This is a genomic window from Megalodesulfovibrio paquesii, from assembly GCF_054653055.1.
Genome location: NZ_BAAIGQ010000006.1, coordinates 718,418 through 741,265, shown reverse-complemented (window position 1 = coordinate 741,265; position 22,848 = coordinate 718,418). Strand labels below are relative to the sequence as shown.

26 protein-coding genes are annotated in these 22,848 nt (G+C 62.4%); 1 reads left to right on the top strand and 25 read right to left on the bottom strand.

Annotated features, from left to right (window positions below; all coding sequences use genetic code 11):
• From ACYQ00_RS16190 to ACYQ00_RS16150, 9 genes are all read right to left on the bottom strand, one after another.
• On the bottom strand, window positions 1-642 hold the full coding sequence (locus ACYQ00_RS16190; RefSeq protein WP_460033138.1) for a hypothetical protein: 642 nt from the start codon (window positions 640-642) through the stop codon (window positions 1-3).
• A gap of 76 nt (window positions 643-718) precedes the next feature.
• On the bottom strand, window positions 719-1,045 hold the full coding sequence (locus ACYQ00_RS16185; RefSeq protein WP_460033137.1) for an Ig-like domain-containing protein: 327 nt from the start codon (window positions 1,043-1,045) through the stop codon (window positions 719-721).
• A 9-nt stretch (window positions 1,046-1,054) separates the two neighbouring features.
• Window positions 1,055-1,321 (bottom strand): PAAR domain-containing protein, encoded by a 267-nt coding sequence (locus ACYQ00_RS16180; protein ID WP_460033136.1) that lies wholly within the window; start codon window positions 1,319-1,321, stop codon window positions 1,055-1,057.
• A gap of 2 nt (window positions 1,322-1,323) precedes the next feature.
• Window positions 1,324-1,698 (bottom strand): hypothetical protein, encoded by a 375-nt coding sequence (locus ACYQ00_RS16175; protein WP_460033135.1) that lies wholly within the window; start codon window positions 1,696-1,698, stop codon window positions 1,324-1,326.
• Window positions 1,691-2,476, bottom strand: coding sequence for a glycosyltransferase family 2 protein (locus ACYQ00_RS16170; RefSeq protein WP_460033134.1), 786 nt, complete (start codon window positions 2,474-2,476; stop codon window positions 1,691-1,693). Before ACYQ00_RS16170 ends, ACYQ00_RS16175 begins: the two co-directional genes overlap by 8 nt.
• Window positions 2,473-3,522, bottom strand: a complete 1,050-nt coding sequence (locus ACYQ00_RS16165; RefSeq protein WP_460033133.1) for a phage baseplate assembly protein V — start codon at window positions 3,520-3,522, stop codon at window positions 2,473-2,475. Before ACYQ00_RS16165 ends, ACYQ00_RS16170 begins: the two co-directional genes overlap by 4 nt.
• Before the next feature lie 15 nt (window positions 3,523-3,537).
• Window positions 3,538-3,864 carry a hypothetical protein gene (locus ACYQ00_RS16160; RefSeq protein ID WP_460033132.1) on the bottom strand — a complete coding sequence of 109 codons (327 nt, stop codon included), beginning with the start codon at window positions 3,862-3,864 and terminating at the stop codon, window positions 3,538-3,540.
• Window positions 3,851-4,282 (bottom strand): YcbK family protein, encoded by a 432-nt coding sequence (locus ACYQ00_RS16155; RefSeq protein WP_460033131.1) that lies wholly within the window; start codon window positions 4,280-4,282, stop codon window positions 3,851-3,853. The genes ACYQ00_RS16160 and ACYQ00_RS16155 overlap by 14 nt, the downstream gene beginning before the upstream one ends.
• Before the next feature lie 13 nt (window positions 4,283-4,295).
• Complete coding sequence (locus ACYQ00_RS16150; RefSeq protein WP_460033130.1) at window positions 4,296-5,561, bottom strand: phage late control D family protein; 1,266 nt, start codon at window positions 5,559-5,561, stop codon at window positions 4,296-4,298.
• Between the two features lie 218 nt (window positions 5,562-5,779).
• Here ACYQ00_RS16150 and ACYQ00_RS16145 point away from each other — a divergent pair, with 218 nt between their 5' ends.
• Window positions 5,780-6,973 (top strand): ATP-binding protein, encoded by a 1,194-nt coding sequence (locus ACYQ00_RS16145; RefSeq protein ID WP_460033129.1) that lies wholly within the window; start codon window positions 5,780-5,782, stop codon window positions 6,971-6,973.
• 10 nt (window positions 6,974-6,983) lie between these two features.
• Here the strand turns inward: ACYQ00_RS16145 and ACYQ00_RS16140 are convergent, their stop codons facing one another.
• The 16 genes from ACYQ00_RS16140 to ACYQ00_RS16065 all read right to left on the bottom strand — a co-directional run bounded on the left by ACYQ00_RS16140 (window position 6,984) and on the right by ACYQ00_RS16065 (window position 22,829).
• Window positions 6,984-7,274, bottom strand: a complete 291-nt coding sequence (locus ACYQ00_RS16140; protein WP_460033128.1) for a LysM peptidoglycan-binding domain-containing protein — start codon at window positions 7,272-7,274, stop codon at window positions 6,984-6,986.
• On the bottom strand, window positions 7,271-7,741 hold the full coding sequence (locus ACYQ00_RS16135) for a CIS tube protein (protein WP_460033127.1): 471 nt from the start codon (window positions 7,739-7,741) through the stop codon (window positions 7,271-7,273). The genes ACYQ00_RS16140 and ACYQ00_RS16135 overlap by 4 nt, the downstream gene beginning before the upstream one ends.
• A gap of 2 nt (window positions 7,742-7,743) precedes the next feature.
• Complete coding sequence (locus ACYQ00_RS16130; RefSeq protein ID WP_460033126.1) at window positions 7,744-8,055, bottom strand: DUF7768 domain-containing protein; 312 nt, start codon at window positions 8,053-8,055, stop codon at window positions 7,744-7,746.
• A 7-nt stretch (window positions 8,056-8,062) separates the two neighbouring features.
• Window positions 8,063-11,968, bottom strand: a complete 3,906-nt coding sequence (locus ACYQ00_RS16125; protein WP_460033125.1) for a phage tail tape measure protein — start codon at window positions 11,966-11,968, stop codon at window positions 8,063-8,065.
• A gap of 145 nt (window positions 11,969-12,113) precedes the next feature.
• Window positions 12,114-12,791 carry a T4 family baseplate hub assembly chaperone gene (locus tag ACYQ00_RS16120; protein ID WP_460033124.1) on the bottom strand — a complete coding sequence of 226 codons (678 nt, stop codon included), beginning with the start codon at window positions 12,789-12,791 and terminating at the stop codon, window positions 12,114-12,116.
• A gap of 16 nt (window positions 12,792-12,807) precedes the next feature.
• Entirely contained in the window at window positions 12,808-13,269 is a 462-nt protein-coding gene (locus ACYQ00_RS16115) for a phage tail protein (RefSeq protein ID WP_460033123.1), read from the bottom strand.
• Window positions 13,270-13,280: 11 nt separating this feature from the next.
• Window positions 13,281-15,137 carry a phage tail sheath C-terminal domain-containing protein gene (locus ACYQ00_RS16110; protein WP_460033122.1) on the bottom strand — a complete coding sequence of 619 codons (1,857 nt, stop codon included), beginning with the start codon at window positions 15,135-15,137 and terminating at the stop codon, window positions 13,281-13,283.
• Window positions 15,138-15,140: 3 nt separating this feature from the next.
• Entirely contained in the window at window positions 15,141-15,410 is a 270-nt protein-coding gene (locus ACYQ00_RS16105) for a hypothetical protein (protein ID WP_459921947.1), read from the bottom strand.
• A gap of 17 nt (window positions 15,411-15,427) precedes the next feature.
• On the bottom strand, window positions 15,428-15,976 hold the full coding sequence (locus ACYQ00_RS16100) for a hypothetical protein (RefSeq protein WP_460033121.1): 549 nt from the start codon (window positions 15,974-15,976) through the stop codon (window positions 15,428-15,430).
• Between the two features lie 74 nt (window positions 15,977-16,050).
• Complete coding sequence (locus ACYQ00_RS16095; RefSeq protein WP_460033120.1) at window positions 16,051-16,536, bottom strand: phage virion morphogenesis protein; 486 nt, start codon at window positions 16,534-16,536, stop codon at window positions 16,051-16,053.
• Window positions 16,526-16,888 carry a hypothetical protein gene (locus ACYQ00_RS16090; protein WP_460033119.1) on the bottom strand — a complete coding sequence of 121 codons (363 nt, stop codon included), beginning with the start codon at window positions 16,886-16,888 and terminating at the stop codon, window positions 16,526-16,528. The genes ACYQ00_RS16095 and ACYQ00_RS16090 overlap by 11 nt, the downstream gene beginning before the upstream one ends.
• Window positions 16,885-17,343, bottom strand: coding sequence for a hypothetical protein (locus tag ACYQ00_RS16085; protein WP_460033118.1), 459 nt, complete (start codon window positions 17,341-17,343; stop codon window positions 16,885-16,887). Before ACYQ00_RS16085 ends, ACYQ00_RS16090 begins: the two co-directional genes overlap by 4 nt.
• The gene (locus ACYQ00_RS16080; protein ID WP_460033117.1) at window positions 17,330-17,692 is read right to left on the bottom strand and encodes a hypothetical protein; all 363 of its coding nucleotides are present in this window, start codon (window positions 17,690-17,692) and stop codon (window positions 17,330-17,332) included. Before ACYQ00_RS16080 ends, ACYQ00_RS16085 begins: the two co-directional genes overlap by 14 nt.
• A 12-nt stretch (window positions 17,693-17,704) precedes the next feature.
• Complete coding sequence (locus ACYQ00_RS16075) at window positions 17,705-18,568, bottom strand: HK97-fold major capsid protein (protein WP_460033116.1); 864 nt, start codon at window positions 18,566-18,568, stop codon at window positions 17,705-17,707.
• Window positions 18,569-18,586: 18 nt separating this feature from the next.
• A complete protein-coding gene (locus ACYQ00_RS16070) occupies window positions 18,587-18,955 on the bottom strand; it encodes a hypothetical protein (RefSeq protein ID WP_460033115.1) in 369 nt (122 codons plus the stop codon).
• Between the two features lie 10 nt (window positions 18,956-18,965).
• Complete coding sequence (locus tag ACYQ00_RS16065; RefSeq protein WP_460033114.1) at window positions 18,966-22,829, bottom strand: DNA adenine methylase; 3,864 nt, start codon at window positions 22,827-22,829, stop codon at window positions 18,966-18,968.
• Window positions 22,830-22,848 lie beyond the last annotated feature (19 nt).

Below are 22,848 nucleotides of genomic sequence, written 5' to 3'. Positions count from 1 at the left end.
TCAACTCCCGATGGGTATGAGTTCGATGTTCTGCACGAACCAGCCGGCGAACTTCTGGTAAAGGCCGTCACCCGTGTCCCAGAGAAACCGCAGCGTGACCGTGCCGCCCGTGAACTGAGACAGGTCGATGGCCTCGGTCCTTCGTGGAACGGGGTACGGCTGCAGCGGAGCGCCGTTCATGTCGTAAGTCGGATTGAAGCTCTTCATGAACCACCCGTCCACGTACAGCTCGAGCCGGTCGAAGTAGGGTCCGTCCACGCTCTCGATCTCGCCCCAAACATCGAAGCGGAGGAGGTAGTCCCGGTCCAGGGTCACCTCCGATGCAAGCTCTCCGGTCACGCGGATATTGCTGCCGGAAGCGTCGTACCAGCCGGTGTAATAGTAAAAATGCCAGGTTCCGTCCGGCAGAAGCTCCACGTAGCCGGACGGTCTCCAGTCGAGCACCGCCGCGGCTTTGGGCTTCTCCACGTCGACCTGGATGTATCTGCGGGATGACACCACCTCGTCCCGGATCGCCTCGGCCACGATGATGGTCGCGCCGGGTGTCGCGCCGAAGCGCAGCACACCGTTCTCGACCCTGGCGATTTCCGGATGGACGGACTCGAACCGCACCTCGCCGCCGGGCGATCCGATGACCGCCACCGGGACCGCTTGTTCCGTCTCCCGATACGGCTCCCGGATCAGAGAGGGAGCGACTTCCCAGAAGGACAATGGAAGGTTATGTGGGGTAGTCATAGCCATACCCGTCGTACCCTCCGCCTCCGCCTTGTCCGTAATCGACGACCTCCACCTGGATGTAGCGGACGCTGTCCCGATTCTCCGAGTCGTAAGCCATGACGACCGTCGCACCCGCCTGCCAACCGAGGTTCAGCCTTCCGTCTTCGTCCACCCAGGCGATGTTGGAGTCGGCGGATTCGAACTCGATCTGTCCGGTGGGAGCGCCGCGCACGGAAAGCGGTATCGTCAACGACCAGCCGGTGAGCGACACCTTCACCGTTTTGGGGAAGACGTCCCAGTAGTGAAACTGTGTTTCCTCGAAATCCATCCTCGGTCCTCAGTCGTCATTCGTGTTCAGGCTGCCGGTCACGATGATCGCGCCGCAGGCCGTGATGTCGCCGATGCGTGCGTTGGGCAGCCCTTCCGTCGCAGTGTCGAGGCTGCCCGTGACGATTGGCGTCACGCCGTGGCCCGGTATCGGGCAGACGTGCAGATCGCCCAGCCGCGCCGCGGGTCTTCCGTTGACGACGGTGCGAAGCGCGCCGGTGACGATCACGCCGCCGTGACTGGAGATGTCGCCGAGTCTCGCCTGGGGTCTTGCCATGGTTATTTTCCCGTCAGGACGTGGACCAGAAAGCCGACCACGCCGCCCACGGCTCCGCCGACAGTGAGCACAAGACCAACCACTTTCCACATGGTCTCGACGCCCATTTTCTCGTTGATCCCGGACTGCAGGTTCTTGATGTCGTCGGTATGGCGGCGCAGATCGTCCTGGATGCTGCGCACCAGAAGGTCCACGTTCTCCTTGTCCGACTTCTTCTCGATTTCGCGTTCGATCTTTTCAAGCCGCGCCTGGATTTCCCGGCGGTGGTCTTCGAGGATGCTCCGGAATTCGGCCCGCCAGGATTCGAAGGTCCGGGCCAGCATCCGCTCGCTCTGGTTCCAGTCGCACGGGGCGCTGTCATGTCGGGTTTCATCCATTCGTGTTTCTCCTTCTCAGCGAAAAGCGTCCGCGTATCTGCAGATCGATCTCGAACCGGTCGGACAGGCCTCGCCGTTCCAACGCACGGGCCACGGCGTCGCGGGCGCAGTGGATCTGTTCGATCCGCATGCGCTGGGAGATGGAGTCCGCATGGATGCGGTAGTAATAGAGCGGTCTGCGGATGTGGCGGACCTCGGTGAGCTCCCCCATACGCAGGCAGAGGTCGTAGTCCTCCGCGCAACGGAAGCTCTCGTCGATGCCGCCCGCCGCGTCGAAGGCCGAGCGCCGCATCAGGCGGAAATGGAAAGTCATGAAGTCGAGAAGCATCCGGTCCTTGGAGAAGGGAATCCGGCAGCGGTTGCCGTAGCCGCGTGCCTTGCCGTCCTCCCCGATGGTCACGTAGTCGGTGTAGACCAGACCTACAGAGGATTCCCGGTCGAGAACCGCGGCGGTCTCTTCCAACGCCGTCGCGGCGAGAATGTCGTCGCTGTCGACCCAGCCGAGGTACGGCGCGGTCGTCTCCGCAATCGCGGCCTTGAGCGCCGGGGTCCGGCCCAGATGCTTCGCAGCGACGACGCGCACGCGGTCGTCCAGCTTGGCATAGTCACGGGCGATCTCCAGTGTCCGGTCAGTGGAGCCGTCGTCCCAAACGACCAGTTCAAAGTTCCGCCGGGTTTGGGCCAGAACACTTTCGACCGCCTCGGCGAGATAACGCTCGCCGTTATACACGGTCATGACCAGGGATGCCGTGGGGCTTGTCGTCTCGTTGTTTGTCATGGGTTGATCAGCACCTTGTTCGTCGAGCGGATGACGATGTTCCCCATGACGGCATCCATGAGGATCACGCTTCCGGATTTGTCCGTGGCTTGAATGCGCTCCTGACCGGCGGCCGCGTTCATCACGACGACCTGGCCGGCCTTGTCCGTGAGACGGACCATCTCGGTCCCGGCGGTGGAATCGATGAGGATTTCCTGCGTGCCGCAGAGGCCCCAGATGTGGACCTTCTCCTTGCCCTTGGTGGTGTCGATGAGAATCTTCTGCCACCGGGCACGGGACTTGTCGCAGGACTGGATATGGATTTTCTCCTTGTCCTTCCACGCCTCCCAACGCACGAACTGGCGGCACAGATCGGTGATCTCGATCCGGGCCTTCTGGTCCTTGATGTCCGAGTCGATGTCGAGTTGGTCGCCCTGCTCGGCGTCCTTGGTCCCCCGGCGGCGCGCATTGCCGGTCTGAACGTCGCGTTTCACGCGGCATTCCATGTGGAGAATCTGCCCGGCCCGGTCGATGACCTTGAGGAACTCCTCCTCGTCCCGGTCGTCGAGAACGATGGCGTGACCGGTTTCGGTCTTGAGAAGAACCTTGCGGCGCGGGCAGTAGTACGGCGGATGGCCGTGGTGTTTTTTGTGCTCCAGGTCGTCCCGCCGGTCGGGCTTGTGTTCGAGCTTGTCCTCACAGTCGGTGCAGGTCGGATCGGAGCACAGGCGCTTCGATTCTTCCGGTTGTTCGCCGGGGTTGGTCTTGGCCAGCCACACGCCGGACCAGATCGGGTACTGGACGTTGCCGCCCTCGAACTCGGCCCAGACGGAAGCCCCTTCCTCGGGGATGAGAAACACGCCGATGTCTTCGTTTCCGCCGTAGGCAAAGCAGGGCCACGCCCATTCCGACCAGTTCTCCTTGCCGGTGCCGAGCACGGCCGGGATTTCGAGTCGGCAGCGGCCGAGCCGCTCCGGATCGTTGTTGTCCCGCACGAACGCTCTGTACTTTCCGTACCACCGGTTTTTGTATCGTTCCTCGTGCTGGCGGTCCTGTGTCTCGATCACTGTCCGCCCTCCGGATCACTTCAACGGAAAGAGGCCGCGCAACACCTCGCGCACGATGCGGGTGACGGTTCCGTCCGGCGTCTTCTTCGGATCGGCCTTGGCCACGGCATGACGCAGCGCGTCCTGGGCTGCGGCTTCGAGCTTGAGTTCCTGACCGGCGACGCCGGTTTTGACCTCTTTCGCGCCGAGCCGCTCGATAACGCCGATCACCGCGTCCAGGGCCGCGGCCTTGGCCCGACCCCAGGCGGTGAGCTTGACGACGGTGAGGAGCGTCACAAACAAGGTCGCGATGAGTTCCTTGTGGTCCAGGATAAAGGTCAGAATCTGTTCAAACTGCTGCATTGCGGTCACCTCCATTGGTTGTCATGGCTTCTTCGAACGAGACGTATTTGCCGTCGAGGTATCCCCATCGGGTCCGCCCCTCGCGTATGTCGACATGAATGAATCCCCGCTCCGGGTAGACGCCGATTCCGCCGTTACGGAAGGCGGCCACCTGCTCGGCGAGTTCATACATTCCGGCGACGGACAAGCCCTTGATCACTATGTCCGCGGCATGTCCGAGCAGATGCCGGCTCTGTTTAGCACCGCCCACCGCCCGGTTGTGATCGGGGCAGCGGTAGCCGCTGGTGACGCGGATTGGAGCGTTTGCGAGGTCTCGCAACTCCTGGAGCGCATCCACCAGGCGTGGATCGATCTCGGTCTTGCCGCAGCAACGGCAGGCGAACTCGCTTCTGGAGAAATTCCGGCTCAGATCTCCCATGTGTCTCTCCTCCTTACAGCCTCCGCCCGCTGTCCGCGTCGATGGTCACCATCGGCGGCGGCTCTTCCTTCGGCGTTGGCGGAGCTTCCTGGTCGTTCTGCTTACCCTTGGCCTCGTCCGACTTGTCGCCCGCCCCTTTGCCCAGGGCGTTTTTCTTGAGTTTCAGTTCGCAGTGATATCCGCCCTCGCCGAAAGCGTGGCGGACCGAATGGCAGTAGTAGACGCCCGAGAATTTGCGGCCCACGCCCTTGACCTCCACGTTCTGCTTGGCGCGCAGCGCGGGGATGCCGATGGTCACTGCGTCGGCTTCCACCTGGCGGAGCTCGGCCTCGCGGAACTTCCCCTCGGAGAGGTCCTGGGCCGGTTCCTGTCGCGGCTCCTCGTGAAAGCCCTCGGAACGGTCAAAGGTGGGGACCACCTGCCCGGACTCCTGTTCCTTGTAAGCACCCTCGCCGGTGTTCCCATCCACCAGGTAAGTCCGCTTCCCCAGCGAGGTCCGCTCAGGAGTGGTCTTGTTGTTGGCCTTGTGCTCGACCGGCTCCTTCTTGCGCGGGTCCACGCCCACGGCCTTGGTCTCGACGCCCGCGCCTTTCGCCCCCTGCGATTGCGTCGAGGGGCGGAAGGAACGCAGAACACCCTTGCGGTCGGTGAAGTACTCGAGGATCGCGGCGGGCTTCTTGTCCAGTTCGCGGGGATGGAAATGCAGCTCGTCGTCCTGGATGTAGAAGACGTATCCGGTGACGCCGTCGCCGTCCTTGTCCCGCGCCTTTCCGGCCAGTTCCTTGAGGAACTGGGCGTCGGAAACGTTACTCTGGGTTACGCGCAGATGACGGGCTTTCGTGGCCGTGACCACCGGAGTGAGGCCGTTGGCCCCTGCGATCTCCTCGGCGATCTCGGAATAGAGAATGCCGGGAGCGGGCTTCTGCCAGACCTTCTGGTTCTCCTTCCCGGCCAGCTTGAAGCCTTTGTCGTAGGCCTTGATATGGATGGTCGGGTCACCGTCCTCCGGGAAGTCGTAATCGATGTCCTTGATGACGGCTTTCTTTCGCGGCGAGAGATTGCCGACATACCCGAAGCGGGCGACGATCTCGTTGCCCTCTTGGAACAGGGGATCGTCGACGAACTGGAGGTTCCGGTCGGTGACCGCGAGCTCCAACACGTCGAGTTCCTCCTCGTTGTCCTCGAAGACGAACGAGGTGATCTCCTGCGTGATATCCGCCGAGAGGGTCTGCCCCTCGATCTGGATCAGAAAGGTCGGTTTGAAGGTGTCGATATCCATGCGCCGGTCTCCAGTCGGTCCGCCTGAAGGACGGACTCCACCGGATACTTACCGGCTCGCGGCGCGAGGTGTCGGGATGGACCTGGAAGCGGGTCGGCGAGGAATTTCCGGGCTTATGTGGATGCGATCCCGCGAAGGCGGAGCCTGACTCAAACCAACATCTGTGCAAATCAAAAGTATAACTTGCTTTTTGCACAGACTTGCCGTATCATCATGCCATGATCACTCGAGATGTCACCCAAGAGCTGTTGCGATCCGCCGCCGAGTACCCCGTGGTGACCATCCTCGGGCCGCGGCAGTCGGGCAAGACCACCCTGACCCGGATGACGTTTCCGGACATGCCGTACTTTTCGCTCGAGGACCCGGATGTGCGCATGGCGGCTGAGGCCGATCCGCGGGGTTTTCTCGCACAGATGGAAGGCGGCGGCGTCCTGGACGAGGTGCAACGGCTTCCGGTTCTGCTTTCCTATATCCAAGGCATGGTCGATAAGACCAGGAAACGCGGGCGGTTCATCCTGACCGGCAGTCATCAGCCGCAACTCCATGAGGCGATCAGTCAGTCCCTGGCGGGCCGGACGGCCATGCTGGCCCTATGGCCGTTTTCCCTTCGCGAAATCCGCCGATACGATTCGGCCCTTGAACCCTTCGATTTGATCTGTCGTGGTTTTTTCCCCAGGCTTCATGAAGAAGGATTAGAGCCGCGTCGGTTTTTCAACGGCTATCTGCAGACCTACGTCGAGCGGGATGTCCGCGCCTTGATTCAGTTGCGCGATCTGTCGCTGTTTCAGAAGTTTCTGACCCTGTTGGCCGGCCGGGTGGGACAGATCGTCAACCTCGCCTCGCTGGGAGGCGACGTGGGCGCTTCCGCCACGACGATCAGAAACTGGCTCTCGGTGCTGAAGGCTTCGTACGTCGTGTTCGAACTGCCCCCGTTTTTCGAAAACGTCCAGAAACGGGTGATCAAGTCGCCCAAGATATACTTCACCGATGTAGGGCTCGCCGCCTTTCTGCTCGGCATCCATACGGCGGAGCAGGCTTCCCGCGACCCTCTACGGGGAAACCTCTACGAGAACCTCGTCATCGCCGACATCGTAAAAAGCGCGATGAACCGCGGGATCAGGCCGGAGATCTATTTCTTCCGGGACTCCCACGGCAACGAAATCGATCTGCTCATCAGGGAAAAGGGAATGCTCACGCCGGTCGAGATCAAGTCCGCAGCGACCTTCTCCACGGATTTCGTCAAACAACTCGAATGGTTCCAAACACTAGGCGTAAAGCGCGTCCTGCCCGGCACGGTCCTCTATAACGGCGAGCGGCCGTTCGACGTCCGGGGCGTCCGCATCCTCAATCCGCTCCATGTCGAGGATGTCTGGGAAACGCTGACCGAACCTTCCGAAAAAGGAAAGCGCTGATCTCACGATATCAGCCAAGCAGTCTCATCAGTGCATGTTCCGCCGAGGGGATGCGTAGGATGGTCCCCGGCGTCAGTTCCAGGGGAAAGAAGATGTCGTTGTAGTCGCAGATGATCCACCAGAGATCGGCCTGTCCCAGATAGCGATGGGCCAGCAAATCGACCCGGTCCCCCTCGATCACCGTGTGAAACCGGTCGTCGTGGCGTGGCTTGCCTGCTGTCGGAAGACGCGTGCCCAGGAAGTCTCCGTCTCCCGACGTGTAGAGAATGGATGCCGCGTATCTGGATCGACGTCCGATCATCCGCGCACCTCCGAATAGTCCACGGACTGGTCGATGTACTCCTCGAGCATCACGTCCACTTCGGCGTGCTGGGGCAGCAGGTTGTCCCGGTCGAACATGTGGAAGAACCGGGCCTTCACCTGGCGGACGACGCAAAGCACGCCCGGATAGAGGTCTCCGAACATGAAGATCACCCGGTGCGGGGTGTTCTTGAGCATGGTTCCGGCGTGTTCGGGATAGAGCAGAGAGCGCAGCCAGTCCACCGACTCCTTCACGGCCCCCTTGAAGAAGACCAGCTTGAAGCCGATCTTGCGCGGCTCGCCGGCCACGTACTGGTAGCGGGGATGGCTCATGCCCGGAATCTTGATGGCCGCGTAGGCCGTGCTCTTCTCGTCGACGATGTCGTTCGGGTTGTACTGGAAATCGAGGTAGTCGCCCGTGTCCACGTCCACCAGGTACGCGGTGATCTCTTTCCGGTCCCAAGCCACGGCTACATCACCTCCAGCTCGATTACGGGCTTGCCCAGACGCCGGGCATGATCGACTTCCCGGCGCATGCCGTCGGAAAGGCCTTCGCCGGTGAACACCCAGACCTCGTCGCAGATCTCCATGAACGTCAGGCCGCAGGCGATGCCCGCTTCGCGTTCGGATGCCTTTTTGTCATCCAGGAAGCGCGTGTAGAGCAGATGCGGCGCGAAGGGCGCGCAACCGCGTTCCACCGCCTTCCGGCAGAGCCGTTCGGCGGTCGCCGTGTTCCGGGGAACGTCCCCGGCGTACCGGCTGCAAATGAATACTCGTTTCATGCGCTCCTCACAGCGTCTCGTAGTTTTTGATCTTGCGTTCGCGCAGGTCCCGGTACACGGAACGGGCCACCTGCCGTCCGTCGAGCAGTGTGGTCACCGACACCTCGATGGGCCGCTCGCCGAGTTGCTCCAGCTTCGCCAGCAAGGATTCGAGCACCGGGCGAAGCGTATCTCCTGGAGGTGCGGACGGCATGCCGGACTCCGGACCGAGCGCTCCTTTGGTCTCGCCGAGAAGACGGGCCTGAGCGGTGGGGAGAGAAGCGGCCGGTTGCTCCATCGGAACCGCCGCTCCGGTGCTTTCCAGGGAAGAGGCAAGCGTCGGTGCTTCCGCCGCCATGACCGGGGTGAGCGCCAGGGTTCCCGCCAACATTGCCGGAGCGGCGATCTTTCCGGTCAGCCCGGTCATGAACCCGAATGCGCGCGTCATGGCCTCGGCGGGTGCGGACGCCGCCTTGGTGATGCCTCCGGCCAGGGTCTGAATCAGCGCAGCACCGCTTCGGGTCAAGTCCGCGAGCGGGCCTTCCTTGGCATCGGAGAAAGGCAGCAGATTCCGCACGAACGAAAGGGCCGACTTCGCCGCCTGATAGGGCGCGCTCACGGCGGACTTGATACCCTCTCCCACTGCGGTCATGAATGCTCTGCCGCTCTCGAAAGCAGATCCCGCCAGTGCGGACACGCTGGACGCCAGAGATCCGAAGGCGCTCGATGCGGAGGTGTTGATTTGTTCCCATGCGGTCGATGCGACCGATGCCAAACCCTCGAACGGGGCCTTGATCCACTCCCAGGCGCTCTGCGCCATGGTCTTGATGGTCTCCCATGCCGTCGACGCCGTGCCGGTGATCCGGCTCCAGGCGGAGGCAGCGCTCCCGGCGATCCAGTCGAAGGGCGCGGAAAGCAGCGGCCAGGACGACTGGAACAGCGAACCGATCCGGCTCCATCCACCCTGCAGATGGTTGGCGATTCCATCCCAGGCCGCGCCGGCTGAGGTTTGAACCCGGTCCCAGGCCTCTCCCGCGGAACTTGCGATCCACGAAAAGGGCGTGCTGACGAGCGACCAAGCCGTGCGCCCGATGTTCCCGAGATTCCCCCAAAATCCGGTTGCGGCGCTTGCGATGCCGTTCCAGGCGGTCCCGGCTGCGGACTGCATCCATTTGAAGGGCGCGGCCAACACGTCCGCAGTTCCACGACCGAGCGTTGTGATGCCGTTCCAAGCGCTCGATGCCGCATTACTGACAGTACGCCAGACGGCGGACGCGGCCTCCGCTCCTTTCCTGAACGGCCAGGTGACCGCGGAGAGAATGCCGCTTCCCAGGCTTTTCAAGCCGTTCCCTACCCAGCGGACCGCATCCATCATCCCTTGCAGCGCCAGATCCAGCACCTTGCCCGGGAGAGCAAGAACACCGAGCATTCCCTTGGCCAGCGTCTTGAGAAGGGACGCGCCGAAAGCGGTGAGGTCCGACAACGGACCGGTCTCCGCGTCTGAAAAAGGCAGCAGTCTGCGGAGCCACCCGAGAGCCTTCTTGAGCATCTCGAACGGATAAGTGACCGCCGACCAGATGCCTTTGCCGACGGCTACGAGCATCGCCTTGCCCGCCTCGAAGAAAGTCGTGTCGCCGGATAGGAATCCCCGCACCGCGCCGAAGACCTCGGCCAGTGTCTTGACCAGAGGTAGGTTCATGAAAGCGGCCGCCAAAGACGATGCCTCGGAAGCAAAGAAACTTCCAACGGCGGAGAAGAGTCCCTTGATGAAATCCCAGACACCGACGATCACGTCCCTGGCCCAGCGGAACGGCGTGGCCAAGAAATCAAAGACCGCGCCGCCGATGGCCTTGAGCCCGTCGAGCACGGAGAGGTCGCCGGTGAGGACCTGCCAGACTGTATGGACGACCCGGGCCGCCATGCGGAGCGCCTCGACCAAAAGCCTGACCGGCAGGAAGAACTTGTAGATGAACTTCCCCGCCTCGATGAAGGCGGTGACGATGGTCTTGCCGAGCCAGACGACCGCGCGCACCACCCAAGCCACCACCGTGATGACGGCCGCCAGGTTGTAGATGACGAACTTGAGGAGATACGCGCCGACCTTGGCGATCACACCGAGCACCGTGCCGAGTGTCTCGCCGAGACTCCGGTAGGAGGAGGCATCGGCGGAAGAGGCCGCCAAGCCGAAGATTTCAAGGACCGAGAAGATCGCCTTGTACAGCATGCCGTAAGCCTGCATGAGCACCCGGACCGCGGGTTCGAGAATCGCCCTGATCTTTCCGAACGCGTCGGAGAATGCCTCCCACAAGCCGGTCAGAAACCGGCGCACCCGGTAGTGGATGCGGAAAACCGTGACCACCAGTCCCATCAGTCCGGCCTGTTCGAGCTTCTGGGCCAGGTCGGCCGACATGGTTCCTGCTCCGCCGGAGAGCGAGGTGACGAGCGCCCTGATTCCCTGGAATACGAGTTGCACCTTTTCCCATGCGCCGAGGACGGTGTCCCTGATGCCGGCGAAGTTGGTCTCCCAAGCCCGTTTGAGGAGATAGACGGCGAGCACCACACCGCCGATGATCGCTATCACCGGAAGGAAATATGCGGCGAACGTGCTTCCCACACCGGCGATTGCCGCGCCCATGGCGGCAAGCCCCGCCTTGATGGCGGGGAGCATCAAACCGATGGTCCCGGCCGCGGCGATCACTCCACCGACGACGACCAGCACGGCACCCAGGGCCATGGACAAGGTCAGGAGGACCCTGGTCAAGCCCGGCATCGAACGTGCGAGCTTCTGAAAAAACAGGACAGCCTTCGATATCCCCTGGATGATCGGGGTGACCACCGGCAGGAGCGTGCGGCCGAGGATTTCAGCGAGGTTTCCGACCTGCTGGCGCAAAAGCTGGAACTGACTCCCGATATCCATGTTCATGGCCTTCGCCATTTCCTCGGTGACGGCGGTGCCGCTCTTCATCGCTTGTTCGATGGAGCTGATGTTGCCCTCCAGGGACTCCATCCCCTGGGACATTTGGAGCAGAAACTTCACCGCCTCGTCGGAGCCGAAGGCCTTCTTGATCTGCACCTGTGCGGCTGCCTGGGAAAGGTCCGGGAACCGCGATTTGATCTCTTGGAGAATGGGAATGATCCCTTTGAGTCTCCCGCTCGAATCGATGAACGAGAGCCCCAACTGCTCTCCAGCTTCGGCCGCCTTCATGATGAAAGCCTTGTAGAGTGTTCCGGCTTCCGAACCGGGCATGGTGGTCTGCAATTGTCCGAGAATGGCGAGTTGTTCCTGCAGCGGAATGTTGGAGGAGGCGGCCACAGCGCCGATGTTCTTGACGGCTTCCGCCATCTGCGCGCCGGTGGTCTTGAACGACGCCACGGTCTGGGCCATGGCCCCGGAGAAGGCCTTGGCCCACTCCATGTCGGTCATGTCCGCCATGATCGGCTTGAAGATGCCGTACCCGGTGGTGAAGGTGCCGACCATCTCCTGGATGCTGGCCTTGGTGGCCTTAGCGGTGAGCGCGGCCATGGCGGAGAAGGTTCCCACGGCTTCGTCGCTCAAGCCGGCGAGCGCCGACTTTACGTCGTAGGCCGCCCCGATGAATTCGGCCTTGCTGTATCCGGCCCAGGTATTGGTGAAGCTCTCGGCGGCGTCTTCGAGAGCGCGCAGGTCCTTGGTGCCGAGCGATGCCATTTCGCCCAGGGCTTTCTGTGTCGCGGCGGTGGAGGCGATGAGTCCGACGGGCACGGCCATGAGCGCCAGCCCCGCGCCGATCATCATCGTGCCCTTTTGGATGCGGTCGAGGTTGCGCGTCATCCGTTCGCTGGAGGCTGCCACCGTCGCATCCAAGGACTGCATGGACGACTGGACCCGGGCCGCGTTCTGCGAGAACGCGTCCTTCATCGAGACGATGACGCCGAGTCCGAGATCTCCGTTCATGTGCGCCTGCGCTCCATTTCTTCACGCTCAAAAGCAAGCTGCCGCTCCAGTGCCTCCACGAATTCGCGGCGGACCGAGAGCGGCAGCGCCCGTGTTTCCGAGAAACTCCAGTGGAGCCCGCCGTAGGCGAGGAAAAACGCGTCCCTTACAAGCGAACTCCGGGGAATAAAAAACCCGGCTCCGCCTCCAGCCGGGTGCGGATGCGCGTCCCGCAGGATTGGCAGTCGGTTTCCACGGTGGTGTCTATTCCCGCGTCCACCCGCAGCATTTCCTGCCGGAGGGCGCTGCGGTCACGCATCGACATGTCGTTCATGAGTTTTTTGCTCGGCGGCGCTCCGTCCACGTCGATGATCCGGATCAACATGGCGGAGGAGATGGAAGGCTCTTTGAGTGCGGCCAGCCGTTTCTCCTTGTGGCCGTCCAAGTAACCGAACCGGATCTTGCCCCCGGAACCGGGCAGCGTGAACGCGAACTCCCGTTCCTCTCCGTAAGGCGTGACCTCCAGTTCGTCCAGGTTGACCGTCACGGCGTTCGACGCCCGGCAGGCGGTGTTCGGGCAGGTCAGTTCCAACTCGACCTCGTCGCCGAGCGAGATCTGACGGAGCCGGACCAGAATGAACAGCCGGTCCCCGGAGAGGAGGTCCAGCACATCCTTGACCGTCGGTTCGTCATTGTCCCCCAGCCGCACGATGCAGTTCTTGAGCGCCTGGTTTACGGCGTCGCCGGTGCGGATGAGACGCTGGTTGGTGAGCAGTTCCTCCTCGGCCCCGGTCATTTCCCGGAGCTCGATCTCGAGGCCGCTCGGCAATTCAAAGGTGTGCATGATCTACCTCCTCGGATCAGGTCCAATACTGGAAGCAAATGCTGAGCTTCTCGATGGTGTTGTCCGTGTTCGCGCCCTCGAGTTCGTCGTACTCCAGGACCTTGATCCACGCGCCGTGCAGGGTCCATCGTCGCGTTTCGTTGCCGGCTCGGTCGTAGCGGACGAGGTCGATGTCGCGCATGTAGTCGTTAGGCAGGCCGCCGACCACGGCGTTGACGTCCACCTGTTTCTTGATCCACTCCCTGGCGGCCTCGTCGGAACCGTCCTGGAGAATCCCTTTCTCCAAGGTGATGTCCTCGAACTTGACCCGTCCGGCCACCTTCTGGTCGAACATGGAACCGGCGGGAGCGAAGGCCACCTCCTCGAACTCGGTCTTGGGTTCCTGGCCCTTCTTGAAGAGCGCCACGTCGAAGCCGTTCACCTCGACGGCGAATTGCCAGTTCTGATACAGACTCTTGGGCATGTTGCCGCTGCGCATGGCTTACCTCCTTACCCGGTCTTGAAGATCTCTTTGAAATCGGCCCCCGTGGCGGTGAGCACGAAGTTGAGCTCGATGAATTCCGCCGTCTTGGTCGGCTTGACGAAGACGCGCGCCACGAGTTCGTTGCGGTCGATCACGGCCGGGGTGTTGGTCTCCTCGTCGCACTGGACGGCGAAGTCGTAGAGCCCGCCCTTGTCCTTGATGTCCTGCATGAAGGGGTTGATCAGCCGGATCAGCGCGCGCCAGGTCTGCGGGTTGTTGGGTTCGAAAACCACGAAGCGCGAGGACTCGGCGATGGCTTCCTCGATGAACATCATCAGCCGCCGCACGTTCACGCGGTCCAGCGCCGAGGGCTGGCTTTGCAGCGTCTTCTGTCCCCAGATGTTGATGCCGCTGTCGGGGAAGGAAGCGATCACGTTGACGCCTTCGGGATAGAGGACGTCGCGCTCGCCCCGGCTGGTCTTGTAGCCCAGGGACAAGGCGTTGAAGACCCGGCCGCGGTCGACGCCCGCGGGCGCGTACCAGACATGGGTCTTCTTGTCGCTGCGGGCGTAGCACCCGGCCACGGCTCCGCTGGGCGGAACGAGCTTGCGCTTGCCGGACACCGGGTCGTTGATCTCGATCCAGGGATAGTAGAGTGCGGCATAAGACGAGTTGAACGCCCCGTGGGAATACATCCCCTGGCCCTTGCGGAAATCCACCGCTTCCAGGGGTTCGAGGTGGATGGGTGCTTCGGCCAGAAGCATCAGGTCCTGGCGGTTTTCCGCGTAGGTTATGCCGGCGTGGATCACCTCGGCGGTCGTGACGCCCGGAACCATGATCAGATTCAGCGCGTCGATCTCGTCGAAGGCGTAGAAGCCTGTGTGCTGGGAGGGATCGCCGGAGTAGTCGGTGTCGTCCAGCCCCGTAAGACCGTCGTCTCCTCCCGAAAGATCGAACACCCCGATCACCGGCCGGTCCAGCGGAAGGCCGGATGCGGTTCCAAGGTCCTCGACGGTGATGAAGCCCGACCGTTCGTTGACAGCCAACTCCACATGATTCGGAGCCGCTTCGTCCATCGAGAGGTCCTTGAAGACCTCAACGACCTCACCCTTGTGGCGGACCACCAGGTTGAACGCGCCGCTCGGATCGAGGGAACCGTCTTCGACCTGAACGGAAAGACGCGCGCCCCAGGTTCCCTCATCCGCCGCCCGCACCTTGAGCGTATCCATCGCGTCTATGCCTCCGGACAGGTTTGCCGAGGCTGCGGCTTGGACGATGCCCGCGTCCTGCGTTTCCGCCGTGACCAGCGCGGATGCCTCCGGAGACCCGACGACCGCCGCGACCACCTGGTCCGCTGTGGATACCGGATCGCCCGCCCCGTCGGTCGCCAGGTTGACGGTGATTGCTTGTCCCAAGACCTCGACGGAGAGCGGCGTGTCGTTTCCCGAAACGACGAGTTCGACGGAGACGGCGTTTCCCGCGGCCCCCGGCTGAATCGGCCGCCAAGCGATGCGATCCGTGCCGACGGTTCCGGTTACGAGTGACGCCGCCGCCACGCGCCGGTCCTTGAGGACAACCTGGGCTTTCAGGGCGGTCAGGCTGTTCCGATCCGTGGGGTCGGTCAGATGGGCGATGCGGTTGACGTAAAGAACGGAGCCGCCGTTGTCGAAGAACGCCCTTGCGGCGTAAGCGAGGTATCCGGCCTGCAGGTAGGAGCCGAATTTGTTGATGAACTGCTCCCAGCTCGTGACCAGAACGGGCTTATTGATCGGGCCGCGTTCGGCCACGCCCACCATGCCGCAGGAGGAGGTGGATATCTGCTTGACGTAAAAGCTGAAGTCGACTTCGCGGGTATAGATGCCCGGTGAAAGATACGTGCCCATGGGTTACCTCCGTTTCCGACGTTTGCCGCCGTTTGCGCCGGTGTTTTCCGTCTCGGTCTCGACCGGCTCTTCCCGCGCCGTCTCGGGTTCGGGAACGGTCGGCGTCGCCGGCGTCAGCGACACGAAGCCCCGCTTTGCCGCGGCATCGATCTCGGGGGAAATGTCGTCCTCTCCCAGCGTTCTGCGCTCGCGGGGATTCAGATGAAGTCCCCGGCCGCTTCCCGCGAGGTGGAACGTGAGCGGTTGGAACAGAAGATTCTTGATCTCGATCACAGTGGTTCCTCCTTGTTTCATGGGGTATGGAGCCGATCCTCCTCGACGCCGTCCCGGAACTCGAACCGCCGGTCTTTGATGAGCGGGCCCGTTTCGACGAGGCCGTCGTAAACCGGGCAGTCCTCGATCCGGCAGCGGCCGCTGCTCTGGCGCAGGTTGGACAGGTTCACCCGTCGCAACCCGCCCAAGGGGACGATCTCCGTCAGGTTGAGGGAGCCACGGTCTTCCACGACCAGGACCGGGTGGAGCTGATAGAAACGGGCCACCCGTTCCTGGAGGTCCAGCAGATCGCCTTCATGGCCGGCGGTGACGATGACGTCGAAGTCGAGGTGGTAGAGCCGGGGATGCCGACACTGTTCATAAACGAGGTTCGGGACATCCTTCTCCACTATGTGGGCCATGGTGCGGCGGTCGCCGTTTTCCGCCAGCGTCGGTCCCTGCAGGATCAGGCTCGGCACGTTGGGCACCTCGAAGACGTCGTCCGCGGCGACGAGCACCGCGTCCGGGTCGATCTCCGCTTTGACCAGGCGGATCAGGTTTTCAACGACTGTGCGAACGGTTTCCAATTCCGGTTCCTCCGGTTCAAGCGAACGTTTCCGCTGGATACCTACCGGAGCCGGACGGGAAGTGTCGGCGGGGATCAGAGCGCAGCGCGGATGGCCTGGCGGTAGTTCTCGACGATCTGCTCGCGGTACTTATCCATGGTGGGATGCAGGAAGGGACGGGGCGGGATGACGATCACCGCGCCGTTGGGATGCTGGATGGTGGTTCCGTACTCCATCACCGCGCCGATGTTCACCAGGTCGTCGCCGTCCTTGTTGACCGTGCCGCGCAGGAGTCCCACGAACGCCCGGTCGGCGAGGATGCGCTGAGTGATGGAATTGACCAGAAAGCCGGTGTCGATCAGGGCCTTGCTGGAGCCCTTGCGCGCGATGGTGCTCTCGGCCAGCTTAACGAACGCCTTGCCGCCCGGTGCCTGGGAGCGGATGCCGCGTTTGATCTCGCGGACGAGTAATAGCGCGTTCTTGATGGTCGCCTGCCGGATCGCCAGGGTGAGCCGGGCTCCGGGATTGGCGGCCAGCTTCGCTTTCGCCTTTTTCCAATCGCCGAAACGCTTAACTCCCATGGATGCGCACCAGCTTCAGCACCTTGTGGGTCACGACGCCGAAGAGACGCTCTTCCACTACGGTCTGAACCCGAAAAACGTCCGCCCCGCTGCGCACCCGGTCTTCCGGTCTCACATCCAGGGCGGGGAGCACGCAGGCCATGGCGTCGATCTTGTTGGCGAGGTCCTCCGGCGGCGTTTCGATGAACTCGATCGGAAAGGTCTCCACTTCAGTGAACGATGCGTCGTCCGATCCATACAATCGCTCGCCCGGAACGGTGCGCAGCAACGCCGCTTCCTGCCCGCATGCAAGGATCAGTTCCTTTACGTCCCCGGCGGCCGCCGCTTTCTCGGGATCGCTCAAGAGGGTCACAGCTCAATCTCGCTTCCTTGATCGTAGATGACCGGCGCGAGTCCTCCGGGGGTGATGATGTAGTCCTCGGGGGATGCGGCGGCTCCCGGTTTGATTTCACTCAGCCGCTGCTTGTACACGGCCTTGAGGTCTTCCTCGAGCCCGGCCCAATGCTCGGGTTGCTTGGTTTTATCCACCCGCTTGTCGCCGCTGGAAAAGGAAAACGCATTGGCGGTCTGGGCCCGCATGACTTGGCAGGCATGTATTTGGCCAAGTAAAAGCAGCAGTTCACGAGTCTCGCCTTCCGGCTCCGGAACCACCTCTTCGTTCACGACGGACATGGAAAGCTCCAGGTCGCGCGCCAAACGATACACGCCCTTCAGGATGCATCGGGAAAGGACGTCATCGGTGAACAGCTCGCCTTGGAGATCGGACAGGTCGGTCCGGAGAACGGCTACGAGATCAGCCAGCGCCACCTTCCACCTCCGTCAGCCGCTTCTTGAGGGCGTCGATCACCGTCCTGCGTTTTTCACCCGCCAGGTGGGCTTTGAGCTTGTCGGGATCGCCTTCTATGCCGATCCGGGAGATAGCTTCGGCTGCGGTGAGTCCAGAAAGGTCTTCCTCTTGAATACCGGTTGGATGGCTTTCGTCCTGTTTCCGGGGATCGTCCTTGCCGTCCATCCGCGCGAGCCTTCCCGCGGACAACGCCGATTCCATTTGGGGGGAAAGCGCGTCCGTTTCAAAGGTCTCGCCCGGATCGAGACGCAGCTTGGCGTCGGCGAGGATCAGGACTCCCGGTCGGATGTTCTTGAGTTTCACCGTCACGGTTCACCTCCGTCAGCCGAGAATCTTGATCTTGGCGAGAATGTCCGGGCGGGTGATGCCTTGCCCCAGTTCCGACCAGACGAGCCAGCCCGTCTTGAAGCGGGTCTTCTGCTCGATGGCTTCGGTCTTGAGGTTTTCGCGCACCGGCAACTTGCCCACTTCCTCGTCGGGGATGAGCAGCACCTCGTCGATGGCCTGCGCGGCGGTCAGCAGAATGCCGCCGGTCCCGTAGTTCTTGATGACGCCCTTGGCCCGCAGTTCGGCCTTGGTTTCCGGGTCGAGGTTCCAGCCCCGCAGGTCGTTGAAACGCCGGCCCCTCATGACGATGTACTTCACCGTCAACTCGAGATCTTCGATGATGGAGATCGCCTCGTTGAGCGCCTCCTCGGTGAGGGTCGCGCCGGTCACCTCCACGGTGTTGGCCGCGGGAACCGCCGCCGAAAGCACCGTAATGGTCCGCTTGTCGATCTCCTTGCGGATTTCGTCCGCGGCCGAGGTCTGGATGTCCATCAAAGTGCCGATGTTGCCGTTCTTGAGCACCGAAACGTCGACCATAGGTGCGGAGTGGATGCGGTTGGTGGGAAACTCCACTTCGTCCTTGCCGACTTCCTGCTCCTGAGCCTCGCCTTCGGTGGAAATCCAGTAGGCCTTCACTTTGGGCTTCTTCTGGTAGAGAGGACGCTCGCCCTTGGGCAGAGTGTGTTTCGTGAGCAGGAGCGAAGAGATCTCCTTGCGTTTGATTTCCTGTTCGATGGGTTCGGCGATGGCCGCGGCCAGTGCGCGCATCCCTTCCGGGGACGCCAGCGCCTCGGACATCAGGCGCGCCATCGTCTCCATGTATTCCTGGCTGTGCACGTTCATGCGGATCGTCTCCATATCCTTTTCCTCCTGTAATCAGATGAGCAGCCGGAACTTGATCGTTCCGCCGGAGACGGAGACGGCCCGGGCGATGACTTCCTCGCCCGCCTGCACGCCCGCGGTGAGTTTGCCGTTGGCCGAAACCTTCAGGTCGTCGCCGGGATTCACGGTCCCTTCGAAGACGTCGGTCTCGTATACGCCGCCCATGCAGTAGATGCCGGGCATCTCTCCGTTCTTGTAGTCCTTGATCAGAATGCCGAAGGACTTGGCCGTCGGCGTGGTGTTCACGGCGAAGAGGTCGTTGCCGACGATCCTCACCACCTGGCCGAGTTGGCCGTCGCCCTGCAGGTAGCCGTCGCCGTATGCGAGGCCCCGGTGATTGGGATTGATGAAAGCCATGGTCATTCCTCCTTTGTCAGTTGGTCGAAACCGGTTCGCCGGTCGCCGTCGCCACTCGTTGTCGGTAGGCGGCCATGAAACCGCTCTTCAGCCGGTCCTCGAGGCTCGTCTTTTTGTCTTCCACGTCCTTCGGACGAACGCCCGCGTCGCTGCGCAGGGGCGGGTCGTCGCAACCGCATGACGCCTTCGCGGTTTCCGCGCCCGCTCCTCGGTCCTTGGCATCCTTGTCCTCGGAGTGACCGCGGGAACCGGCCTTCATCATCCGCTCGAAAGCGGCTTCGCTGGCGGCGAAGGCCTCGTCGGAAAGACCGGCCAGACGGCTCAGCTCCTGTTCGCGCTCTTCGTCGGACTCGAAGGACAGACCGTTTTTCTCGATCTTGCGCAGAAGCTTCTGTGCCCGGCTCCGGTTCGCGGCGGCTTTTCTTTCGGCCTCCAGTTCCTCGAGCTGCTTCTGCAGCGCGAGAACCTGCTGTTTGAGTTCCTTGTTCTCCCGCTCCAACTCCTTGAGCCGGGTCTTGTCATCGGGCGCGGTCCCACCGCCGCCGTCGTCCTTCTTTTTAGCGGCTTCCGCTGCCCGTTCCTCGGTATCCTTGTGTTTCTCGTCCATTGTCGGACCTCCTTCAGAGTGGGTTGTCGAACCATCGTTTTCCGCCGCGGCGACTTTCAGGATGCGGGCGTTCTCGTCCGCGCCTTTGCGGTCGAGAAGCCCGAGCCCGGTGAAAGTGACGCCGTGGAGGATTTCGTAGACGGGTTGCCCTTGGAGCTCACCGCCCTTGTTCTTGCGCAGGTGAACGCAGTAATCGCTCTTCGAAACGACGCGTTTGCCGCAGATCGAGCACTCGCCTTCCTCGTAGTCGCATTCCATGGAGACCTGGGAGATGATCCCTTTGCGGATGAGCTTGTAGGCCAACTGAGCGTGCGGGCTGTCGGAGACATAGAGTTCGCCCGCGCACTCGATCCGGCCGCCGCTTTCGTCCTCCACGTAATCCGCCCCCACGATGCCGCCGACGATGTCGGTGAAATCCTGGGAATGCTTCAGGTCGATCTTCTTGTTGACCGCCGTCATGTAACGGGCGGCCAGTTCGTCGGGGGTGAAGTGGTCGCCGTTCTTGTTCGTGCCGGCCCGGCAGAGGATGAAGGTGAACTGCGGATCGCCCGCGGCCTGGTCCAATGCCGCCGCTTCGGTCTGGAGCCCGGTGAACGTATCGAGCGACAGCTCTATAGGGAACGAGGTGTGACATGCCGCCGGTGCCCGCGTATCCGCTTTGGAGCGCGCCGCACCGCGTGATTTGGAGGCGACGAAGAGCAGTTCCCGGGCGTGTTTACCTTCCCGGCCGATGTCCTTGGCGATGTTGTAGTCCACCTCCATGCCGCGGACACGGACGAGACCGTAGTGCTCGGCGAATATCTCCTTGATTTCCTCTTCCCGCGGGAAAGCCCGGTCGCGGTACGAGAGGAGCACCGTGCCGTATTTGCCCCGGGCGTCGGCTGCCATCGTCTCCATCAGGGAACGGATCGATTCCTTGGTGTAACGCGTCCGGGACGGATAGTTGCGACGGGGATTGTCCTGGAGTTCCTTGTCCGCCCAGCGGGTCATGAGCCCTTCGATGAAATGCAGGGAATCCTCGTAATCGTTGCTGCCGAACTCGGTGACGTAGGGCGGGTCCAGATACAGAACGTCCGCGCCGAATCGCCGGACCGCCTCGGCCGCATCCAGGTTGAACGCCTTGCACTCTTTGCCGTTGTCGAAGACCAGCCGGTTGAGCTGGCCCACCGAGCGTCGGAACGACTCGATGAACTTGGACAGCGGTGGATTGGAGAGCTGGGATTGCTCCAGGCTGGCATCCGTGTCGAGGTCTGCCTTGCGGTGCATCTTGGACCGCGAGAACTGACCGAAGGCGCTCTTGGCCTTCACGGTGGTACCGAGCGCGGCCAGCGCCAGATCTTTCTTGTAGCCGTGAAGCTTCTGGATGTTCGCCCAGACTTGGTCGAGCCACCGGAGCACCGGCTTGGTGTAGTAGTAGCCGTAGAAGTGATCGACGATAAAGGTGCCCGCGTCCGCATTGGGGGCGAGGATTCGGTCCACGTCCTCGTCGCTCAGAGTCTCGCTGGAGTTCTCCACCACGGCCCGCGCCAGATGGTGGGGATACCGCAGGAGATCGTTGGCGATGACTTTCAGCCCTTTGCGTTTGAAGTGATAGGCGACATTGGCCCCGCCTGAAAAAGCATCGAGGATGCTCTCCGCGTCCTTGGGGACATGGCTTTCGATCCAGCCGAGCATCAGGTATTTGCTGCCCATGAAACCGGTGACGCGGACCGATTCCGCTTTCCCGGCCTGGCAGCTCAAGAGGTCCAGCGATTCGCCCAGCGGCGCATCCGCCAGAGCGATCAGGTTCTCCTCCACGCGCAGGGCGGCATCGACGGCCCGTCCGGCTTCGTGCTTGTCGATCCACTCCTTGGCTTTTTCCATGGTCCAGCCGTCCGGGTTCTTCTCCGTCTTGCGGACGAACCGGTAGGCCTGCAGCACCATGGAGCGCGGATTGCCGCCCTCGGGCAAGAACTCCTTCTTCAAGCGTCCGATGATGATCGCCACGCCGTCGACGCCCTCCAGGGGCTTGCGGCGGAAGCTGTCGGGTTCGAACTCGTCCGGGTTCCGGACGCGGTAGCGGACCTCATTCTCGGTTTCCTCCCAGACGGCTTCTACCCGCAGGCTGTCCTCCGCGGACGCCTTGGCGGACCGCTCCGCGCCCTCGGCTCTGCGGCAGATGAACAGACGTTCCTTGGCGTGGGACGCCTCGCCGTGCCGGGATGTGATGGCGTAATGGTGATCGTGGGAGCGCATCGACGAATCCCGTCCCAGGGAGGCGATGATCCGCCGCATCTCCGATTCGTTCGGATAGGCGTGGTCGCGGTATGAAATGAGCCAGTGCGGGATGTGCTTGGCGTTGCCGAGGAAAGACTCGAAGAACTCCGCGGCGTTGGCGCGGGTCACGGTCTTATGGTCGGTCTCGTAGTGCTTGGTCTTGGAGTCCTCGACGAGGGTCAGCCCCTCCCAATAGGTCATCAATCCTTCCACGAAGTGGTAGGACTTCTCGTAGTTGGTGGTCGAAAACTCCGTGGCGTAGGGCGGATCGAAATACGCCAGGTCGGCCTTGGCCTCCGGCAGGAAATCGTTGATGTCTTTGCGGAATGCCTTGCACTCCTTGCCGTTGTAGAAAACGAGGGCGTTGATGCGGGCCACGTTCTTGCGCAGCCGCTCCTTGAATTCCTCCGGGGTGTCCTCGCGCTTGCCGTAGCGGGTCGACGACGAGAAATGCCCGAAGCCGCCCTTGCCGGACATGCAGGTCTTGCCCAGGGCGAAGAGAGCGATGTCTTTCTTGAAGCCCGAGAGCTTGTCGACGTTGGCACGGATCGTGTCGATCAGGCCGTGGACGCCCTTGGCGAAGAAGATGCCCTTGAAGTTGTCCCGGACGAAGGTTCCGGCCTTCGCGTTGTCCGCGAGCAGCGCCTCCAGGTCCTCATCGGAGAGACGCACCTTGTCGTTCTCGATGATCGCCCGGGCCGCGTGGTGGCAGTAGCGCAGCCGGTCATTGGCCAGGACCCGCAGGCCCTTGGTCTTGTACATGTAGGCCACGACAGCCGAGCCGGAAAACGCGTCGACGACTGATTCCACACCGTCCGGGGTGTGCTTCCAAATCCAATCCACCAGCTTCTGCTTCGAGCCGATGTAGTTGGTGATGTATTTCGGCCGCTGTTCCGGCGACGGCTCCTCGGCAGCGGCCTCGGCCTGGGCCTCGAGCGCTTCGAAGTCCAGGTCAAGGGCGGCGTCGGTTTCGAGGAGGAACGCCAGCCGGTCACGGTCGGTTGCGAAAAGCTCCATTCGGTTCTCCGGTCATGTC